The organism is Paenibacillus ihuae (genome assembly GCF_001368795.1).
GTDB classification, from domain to species: domain Bacteria; phylum Bacillota; class Bacilli; order Paenibacillales; family Paenibacillaceae; genus Paenibacillus_AQ; species Paenibacillus_AQ ihuae.
The window spans coordinates 2,246,549-2,254,974 of record NZ_LN831198.1; the positions used below are offsets into that span (position 1 = coordinate 2,246,549).

General features: G+C 50.3%; 5 protein-coding genes and 1 pseudogene. 5 read left to right on the top strand and 1 reads right to left on the bottom strand.

Features of this window, described 5'->3' with window-relative positions; genetic code table 11:
* Nucleotides 1–147 precede the first annotated feature (147 nt).
* Nucleotides 148–2,202, bottom strand: coding sequence for a beta-galactosidase (locus tag AQR02_RS10150; protein ID WP_054940460.1), 2,055 nt, complete (start codon nt 2,200–2,202; stop codon nt 148–150).
* A 144-nt stretch (nt 2,203–2,346) separates the two neighbouring features.
* Between AQR02_RS10150 and AQR02_RS10155 the strand changes: the two genes are divergently transcribed.
* The 5 genes and pseudogenes from AQR02_RS10155 to AQR02_RS33950 form a co-directional block, all read left to right on the top strand.
* Complete coding sequence (locus AQR02_RS10155) at nt 2,347–3,180, top strand: helix-turn-helix transcriptional regulator (RefSeq protein ID WP_054940461.1); 834 nt, start codon at nt 2,347–2,349, stop codon at nt 3,178–3,180.
* 183 nt (nt 3,181–3,363) lie between these two features.
* The gene (locus AQR02_RS10160; protein WP_054940462.1) at nt 3,364–5,946 is read left to right on the top strand and encodes a hypothetical protein; all 2,583 of its coding nucleotides are present in this window, start codon (nt 3,364–3,366) and stop codon (nt 5,944–5,946) included.
* Nucleotides 5,947–5,983: 37 nt separating this feature from the next.
* Complete coding sequence (locus AQR02_RS10165; RefSeq protein ID WP_054940463.1) at nt 5,984–6,697, top strand: ABC transporter ATP-binding protein; 714 nt, start codon at nt 5,984–5,986, stop codon at nt 6,695–6,697.
* A complete protein-coding gene (locus AQR02_RS10170; protein WP_054940464.1) occupies nt 6,694–8,070 on the top strand; it encodes an ABC transporter permease in 1,377 nt (458 codons plus the stop codon). The genes AQR02_RS10165 and AQR02_RS10170 overlap by 4 nt, the downstream gene beginning before the upstream one ends.
* Nucleotides 8,071–8,119: 49 nt before the next feature.
* Nucleotides 8,120–8,426: pseudogene (locus AQR02_RS33950) on the top strand (biotin/lipoyl-binding protein); the annotation flags it as partial.

Here is an 8,426-nt window from a genome sequence, read left to right on the forward strand (position 1 = left end):
CTGCTAACCTATCGGCAAACATTAGTGTAATAAAACAGCGACAGCCAAGGACTTTGTACTAACATCCTTGATTGTCGCTATTTCAATTTATTCAGAAAAAACACACCGTGAACGGAACAGTGTTCCATTAGCGCTCCTTTCCTGATTTTATTGCAGCACTAAGACACCAAATCCCTCCATAGTGCACTTTCCATGCCATTCTTTACCTGTCAGCAAATCCGTCCGCGGCTCTTTGAGCACAATTTCCGCAGATGCTTCACTATAATTCAAGAGGAACGTCAGGCTGGTGGTGTCGCTCCGGCGGATCTGCAGTTCAACCTCGGCGGGCAGCTCAAGCCACTCCGCAGCCGGAGAGTTAATATTCAAGCTGCCGATGATTCTTAGCGCAGCTTCCTCATTGAAGACCGCCCCGTAATACCAGACCTCGCCCTTGCCGCGTTTGTTCCGGGTAACTGCCGGTTTGCCGGCATAATAATCGGTAGCGTAATGGCCCATAACTTCCACGCTGTCCTGTTCCACCTGCAGGATGTCATTAAAGGAATCTGCTCCGGTAAGCGCTTCGCTGCCTTGCGCCCATTTAATCGTAGTAGGAGCACGATTGCCTTTAACCATCGTAAATTCTTCTACGGTAATCCCGCAGAGCTCCTTAGCGGCTCCGGGAAAAGCCCGCATGTAGCATTGACCGCGTGAATCTTTATATCCTGTGCGGCAGCCGAAGATAAGCGTGCCGCCTTGCTGTACATACTCGTCAAGCACCGCTGCCGTGTCGTCCGTCATAATCGCCGGATGAGGATAGACCAGTACCTGATATCGTGCAAGCTCCTTAGCTGTTGTCTTCCTGCGCATGTAGACAATATCTGTTGGAATATGCTGCCGCTGCAGTGCCTTGAACCATTCCTTGTTGCTGGTCCACATAAACGGCCCGTGCCAAATATCGTATTCGCCATCCCACTCATTATCATAGTCGCGCAGAATGGCTACTGAAGCCTCTGCCCGGGTTCCGGTAATCGCTTTACCTGCTGCCGCCAGCTCCCGGCCGATGTCCGCGGCTTCCCGGACCCTGCGGTTCGGCAGGTTATGGTAATCGTTAAGGCCATGCCAGTAAATTTCGTTGCCCATTGTTGCAGTCCGCCAGCGGAAATATAGCACCATATCCGCACCGTGGGCGATGGACTGGTACGTCCAGAGCCGCATCTGTCCGGGTTTCGGAGAAGGCATATCCATCCGATTGACCCAGCCGCCGGGACCCGATTGCTGCTCCATAATGCAGTAGTTAGAGCTGATCGAACGGACAACAGACAGGGACAGGCTCCAGCTCCGGTCGCCGAGCGGATTCTTTTCGCCCGGGTCATGAGAAATGCTGGAGAATTGGGGATAGGAATCATAGCTGAAGAAATCCAGCAGCTCATCCTGCAGTTCATGGCTGTCGAGATGCCCGAACAGTCCGTTAGTCGTTACCCACTGATCAGGCGCCTTGGCCCTAAGAATATCCGCCTGTAATTTGGCGAAAGAGATGGTGTTGTCAGAGATGAAGCGTTTCTCATCCAGCGCCTGATGCGGATTAGGCTGCTTCGGCACCGGAGTAGGACGCGGCAAATACACCTGAGACCAGCTGGTATAGCTCTGGTTCCAGAAGACGGCACCCCAGGCCTCATTTAATTTCTCCAAGGTTACATATTTGCGCTGAAGCCACTCACGAAAGGCAGTGTGATCGCTTTCAGAGTAGAATTCATTGATCTCACAATTCAGCTCATTATCAATCTGCCAGCCGGCCACACCGGGATGGCTGCCGTAATGTGACGCCATCTGCGATACGATTTCTGCACATAGCTCCCTGTATTTAGGGCTGCTGTAATTATAATGGCGCCGCATGCCATGCTGAAGGGTGACGCCTTCATAGGTCACATTCAGCACTTCAGGGTATTTCTCGGTGAGCCAGGCAGGGGGAGTAGCTGTAGGTGTTCCGAGCACAACTTTGAGCCCGTGGCTATGGGCCAAATCGATGGCGCGGTCGAACAGGCCAAATTGGAAGCGGCCTTCTTCGGGTTCGAAAATGGACCAGGCAAATTCGCCCATCCGGACAATGGTAAAGCCAGTTTCCACCATGCGGCGGTAATCGTCATCCCACATGTCCTCCGGCCAATGCTCCGGGTAATAGCAGACGCCAAGCTCAAATTGTTTATCAGCGACAGGTTTCTTCATCTTAACCTCCAAGTGTAAAAATATGCTTTGTGAACGCTTCTAATCTATTGTAATATCAGCTCATAGGAATCTCATATAACATAATATTGCTTTTATATTATTTTCTTGCGTGCTGGATATGAAAATCAGAGAGGAGCGGATTGTTTGAAACTGCAATGGGTATTACCGGCACCCGCCTATGCCCACTATGTCTGTTATCCGGAATTCCTGGGACATTACAGCGATTTCCCGCAGCATGCGGAGCGAAGAAGTGAAGGGATGCTGAACAGCTATAATCTGCATTTGGTTTTTGGCGGTTCCGGGTATGTATTTCAGGAGGGCGAACGGATTCCGATGAGCAAAGGAAGCGGCTTTCTTTATCCTAGAGGGGCCTATCAGCAGTACGGTTCTGATCCGTCGCAGCCCTGGGAGGTACGATGGGTTCACTTCAATACGGCCATATCCCTGCCACTTTTGGAGGAAGCAGACCAGTCACGCGGTTATTTCTTCACATTTGATCTTAACGCTGGCCTTGCGTCCAGATTCGAGGAGATGTACCGGCTTAGCGCGGCCTACGAGACACGCAGTGAACCGCGGCTCTCCGCAGTACTCTATGAAATTCTGGTTACGCTGCTGCAAAACTCTGAACCGCTGCATGGCTCCGTGCCGCTTGAGATCAGGCATTCGATCCGCCGAACGGCAGACCTCATTCATCAGGAATGTGAGCGTCCCTGGACGCTTGAAAGCATGTCGAGGCTTGCGGGATACAGCAGCTACCACTTTTTACGGCTTTTCCGCTCCATCATGGGGAAGACCCCGAACCGTTATTTAAGCGATTGCCGTCTGGCAAGGGCCAAGCTGCTGCTTGTCTCAACAGAACTGCCTGTCGAGCAGATCGCCCTTTTGACCGGCTTTCATCAATCCAGTTACTTTATCAAAGTGTTCAAACTGGCGGAGGGATTACCTCCAAGCCAGTACAGACGGTCATTCAGTTCATAGATTTATAGTCACTGTGGAACAAATATTAACAAAACGTTTTCTAAAAACAGCACTAATGGTGCTGTTTTTTTGCGTAAATGGGATAAAAAGTTACAAGCAGACTGGAAGAGTTACAAATTGGATACAATTCCCTGTGTGCTAGCAACTATAATAATTCTAGCAAATATTCCTGGGAGGAAATCCATGAGACCGATCAATAAAAAAACTATTGCACTGCTCCTAAGCAGCTTTGCTATAGCCCAGTTGGCAGGAAGTGCGGCAGCTCCAGCCGTCCTTGCCGCAGGGACAACCTTGCCCGCAGCTTCAGTTACTGCAGCAGTCAAGGTGAATCCAATTACACTAGCGGCAGGTGTTACAGCAGCGCTAGAGGACGTTAACATTTGGACGCAGTCCGGCGGTAACATTCTTGCTTACACATTGAAGATTACAAATAACAGCGGTTCTAGTGCAAATCTGCAGCGCTACTTCTCTCGTGTGGTTACACCGGGCGGATCTGTGATTCCCGCTAATCCTGTAACCGCAGACGCAACGAAGAAGAAGGTAGCTGCAAAGGACAGTATGAGTATTACATATTACGTGAATATCGGACAAACCACGTCGCTGAAAGGCGTTAAGATCGCCATGTATGTGTGGGACACGAAGACTAAAGGTTATCTTAAGCACGCAGGTTCTATTGCTGTGCCGGCTAATTATTCCACCGCTGTGGAGCTGGGGAAGAGTCTTAATACGAAGATGAATGATATCCCGGTTACAGCAAGTGCAGACTCACTTCAGCTGTATAAGTATGCCGGTAAGGTCTATGCCAAGGTGGGAATTAATCTTGCCAACAAAGGCAACAAAGTGCTCAGTGATCCGGGTTATTCGGCCTACCTGGTTACGGCGAGCGGGACTTCGTTTGAGCTAGCACTGAGCAGTTCCCAGACAGGCTATAAGATTCAGCCGCAGGAGAAAAAAAGCATTTATTATCTGACGGAAATTCCTGCTTATCTGAAAACAGCCAACATGAAGCTGCAATTCACGCAAAAGGATGAGGCGCTGAAGCTAGAGCTCCCAAAAACCTCCTATAAGCTTCCGGCAGCTACCACTCCGGATCTGGTTGTAGCCAGCGGGGCCGTTAAAAAGCTTGTCTTAAGCAGCAACACCGTTGATACGAAGCTTACCGGCGCCTCGGTGTATGCGGAGGATGCCAAAGCGGTATGGTCGTTCCAGCTGCAATTAAAAAACACCGGGAACAAGGCGGTAACGCTGCCTGTTTATGAGCTGGCGGTCAAATCGGCCAAAGGGACGGCTTTCCCGGTGAATTCCAAGGGGTTAAGCGGTCTTATCCTGAAGCCGCTGGAAACGAAGGTTGTCCCGCTGACGGTTGAAATCCCGCTTGAGGTGGAGCAATCTAACCTGCAGTTACAAATGATCGAAGCTGTCACCGCAGCAGCCGGAACCGGGTCAGGGCCGTCAGAACCGTCAGGAACAGCAGATACGGCCGAGCCTTCTGCAAAGCTGATTTTTCCGGTAGCTTATTTTACAATTCCATACACCTTGCGTGCCGATGTGCACAGCGGCCAAGAATATGGGGCTACTAACCAATATGGCTCTTTCTCTTACAGTCTGCAATCTCTGCAGCGTTATCCCTGGAAGGATGATGATATTGTCATCGCCAAGCTGAGAATTACCAATACCCAGTCTGTAAACCTCACAATTCCTGAATTGAAGGGGGCTCTGAAGCTGGATACCGATAATCTGGCCTCAACTACCGATCTCCTGATGGATAAAGAGTCGTCGGTGCTTGCTCCCGGTAAGTCTGCTGAACTTTCGCTGCTGACCAAAATCCCTTACACGGATGAGTTCGAGAATGTCAGAATTAATTTATCCGTCAAATCGGATACGGAGAATATTCCGTTTCTCGATCTGAGCACGAACAGCTTCATAAGCGCTATAGACAATCTGAAGCGTGGTGATATCTATACAATTACCGGAAAAGGTAAAAACGCCACTGTTCAGGAGAGCAGAACCACAGTCTACCCAGGCAGCAATGCCAACATCGTATATACCGAGCTGCTGATGAGCAGCGGTGAGAAGCGCCAGAGTAAAATGGCCAGGCTGCAAGCCTATTACAAAACAGCGGATGGACAGTTCTATGAAGCCAAAGTAAATCAGACGGACAATGCGGCGACACCTGGAGGCAAACAGCTGATTACGTTCTGGGCCAAGCTGCCCAAAACAGCTGCTACTGCAGATGTCTCCATGTACTTAGGAACAGGGGTGACGGGCAGCAAGCTTAGCGAAAGCGGGGAAGAACCGACAGGCTTTATTCATGTGGCTTCACTTCTCCTTACCCCGCAGGCCGTTACTCCGGCAGCCAATCTGCAAAAAATTGCTCTATATCCATACACCTTAACGGTGCTAGCCTCGGAAGGCAGACATTTGGAGGCCAGTGATACTATTACCCTGAATATGAGCTACAATTTGTCGCGGGACAACAGCCTTGATTCCGGAGATTCCGAACACAAGCTGATCCTTAGAATGACCGATCCTTACGGACAATCCCAGGATAAAGTGGTGACCTTCGGTACAGACCTTACTGAGGGAAATAACAATATGTACTCCATGTCCTTCAGCAAAAGCCTGTATAAGCAAATGACCGGAGGAACCTACAGGTTAACCTTATACGATGAATTCCAAGGCGAGCGGCAGGAGCTGGGAAGCCAGGTATACACCATCCTCTTTGACATGCTGCCGAAACCGAAACCGGAAGAAGTGGAGAAATAAACTGTCTATATCCTAAGTGCACAAAGGAGCAGCTTCCATGTTGCGAGTTGAAAATATTAAACATGCTTTTAAAACCGGCAATGAATGGACCACAGTATTGCACGATATTAGCTTTACGGTGAAAGAAGGAGAGATGGTAGCGCTGCTCGGCAGCTCCGGCTCCGGTAAATCTACGCTGCTGAACCTGATGGCGGGCCTCATGAAGCCGACCGAAGGTCACATCTATATTGCTGACCACGATATTGTACAGATGGGTGAGAACAAGCTGGCTGAATTCCGCCGGAAGCATATCGGCTTTATCTTTCAAGCCTATGAGCTGATTACCAGTCTTACAGTGCGTGAGAATGTCGAGCTTCCGCTTGTATTCCAATCTGTCTCACCGTCTATCCGCAAGGAAAAAGCGCTGGCTCTGCTGGAGCAGGTCGGGATTCCCGATAAGGCGGATTTATTCCCTTCGCAGTTGTCAGGCGGCCAGCAGCAGCGGGTCAGTATCGCCCGTTCGCTGATTACGGAGCCGTCTGTGATATTCGCAGATGAACCGACAGGGAATCTGGATTCCAGGACAGAGGAAGAGATCATCGCAATTCTGCTGAAGCTGAATCAGACGATGAAGACAACCTTCATAGTGGTAACACACGAGCATGAGGTGGCTGAGCAAATGCAGCGCACGTTCTCGCTGCGCGACGGGTACTTAATTCATGATCTGAACTCTGAGCCGGATACAGTGCCCGCGCCGGGAGGTGCAGGATGAAGATTAGAGATATATCCAGAATGGCCTGGGATCAGGTCAAACGGCGTAAAGTGGTTACCGGTCTGTGTATGACAGGAATATCGATTGGCTGTGCGGCGATAATTGTGGCGCTTAGCATAGGCCAATCCGCTCAGGTCTATGTGACCGACGAAGTAAACCGCAATTTCAAAATGGATGAAATCATCGTGTCTCCAGGCGGGGGCATTCCTTCACAGGGCGGGAATACCGGGGCATCAGCGCAGAGTAATGATAACCTGAATCCCGGCAAGCTGACCGCCCAAAAGCTGAAGATTATCCAGGGGCTCAATCATGTTGTTGCCGCTGCGCCATTTGAAGATGCAGGCTATATGCAAATGCTGACTATTGACAATAAACTTGCCGATGTCCAGATCAAAGCCACGGATTTACGGATGCTGACCAAGTTCGGCCATAAGTTCAAACAAGGCGGGGTCACGGATCTGCCGGGAATGGTTGTGCTGAACTATGGGGCGACGCTGGGTCTGATTGATAATGTGACCCGTCAGAAGCTGTACGAGCGGCTTGGCGCAGATCCGTTTAACCAGGAACTAATGGATCAGTATAACAGCATGGCAATCCTGCCCACAGAGATGTACCGGCAGCAGATCCAGATGCAGGCTACCGATTATTCCAATCCGGCGGGTAATATCAAGCTCAGTTCACCGCTCCAGGTAGGCGGCATTCTGGCAAGCCCGGAAGGAACTGACGAGCTGAGGGCTTCCTACGAGAAGATCGTCTATGTCTCCCTTGAAACGGCTGCACAGCTCGCGAAGGAATTGTCTTTTACGGATACCAGTATGACTTCAGAGCCGGAAGAGGACACCTACAAATCAGTAACGGTCAAAGTTGACAGTGTCGACCATATCAAGCAGGTGGAAGAAATGATTCAGAAGCTGAGTCTGTCGGCCAGTGACAATCTGTACCAGCAGGAACAGCTTAAACAAACCTTTGATATGATGAAAATGGCAGCACTGGGCATCGGGGTATTCATTCTGGTTATCGCCTCGATCTCTATTATCGTAGCGATGACGATGTCCACACATCAACGCAGGCGGCAGATCGGGATTATGAAGGTGCTTGGCGCGAACATGGGGCAGATCCGTAACATGTTCATCACAGAAGCTGCTTTGCTGGGGCTGCTCGGCGGAGTTTTAGGAGTTGTCTTCTCTTATCTGATTATTATGGGACTTAACAAACTGGTCGGCACAGCCGGTGACGGGTTAACCTTCTTTATCCCGCTGATGACGATTCCGGTCGGACTGGCGTTTGCCATCATGACCGGTGTACTGTCCGGAATCTATCCGGCGATCAGTGCCTCCAGAACTGATGCGCTTACAGCCATCAAACGGGATTAGCGTGCCGCGCAACGTATATTAGCAATTCAAGCTGAAAGGAAGCCCGACAATGAAAAGGATTATAAAGCGCAGCCTTAAGTGGATTATTATCGCGGTTATTGTGATAGGTGCAGGTTATATGCTGTACGGGAAAGTATTTAAGGGTGGTGAAGCGGAAGTGGTTATGGAGCCTCCGCAGGTGATCAGCTTTCCGGTAACCCAGGAGACGGTTACCAGTTCTGTCCAGGTCAAGGGACGATCGCAATACCAGGAAGAAACACTTGTCTATGCACCGTTCGCCTCCAAAGTAACCGGCTGGAAGGTTGAGAACGGCGGGCAGGTGAAGAAGGGGGATGTGCTGTTCACGCTGGACCAGT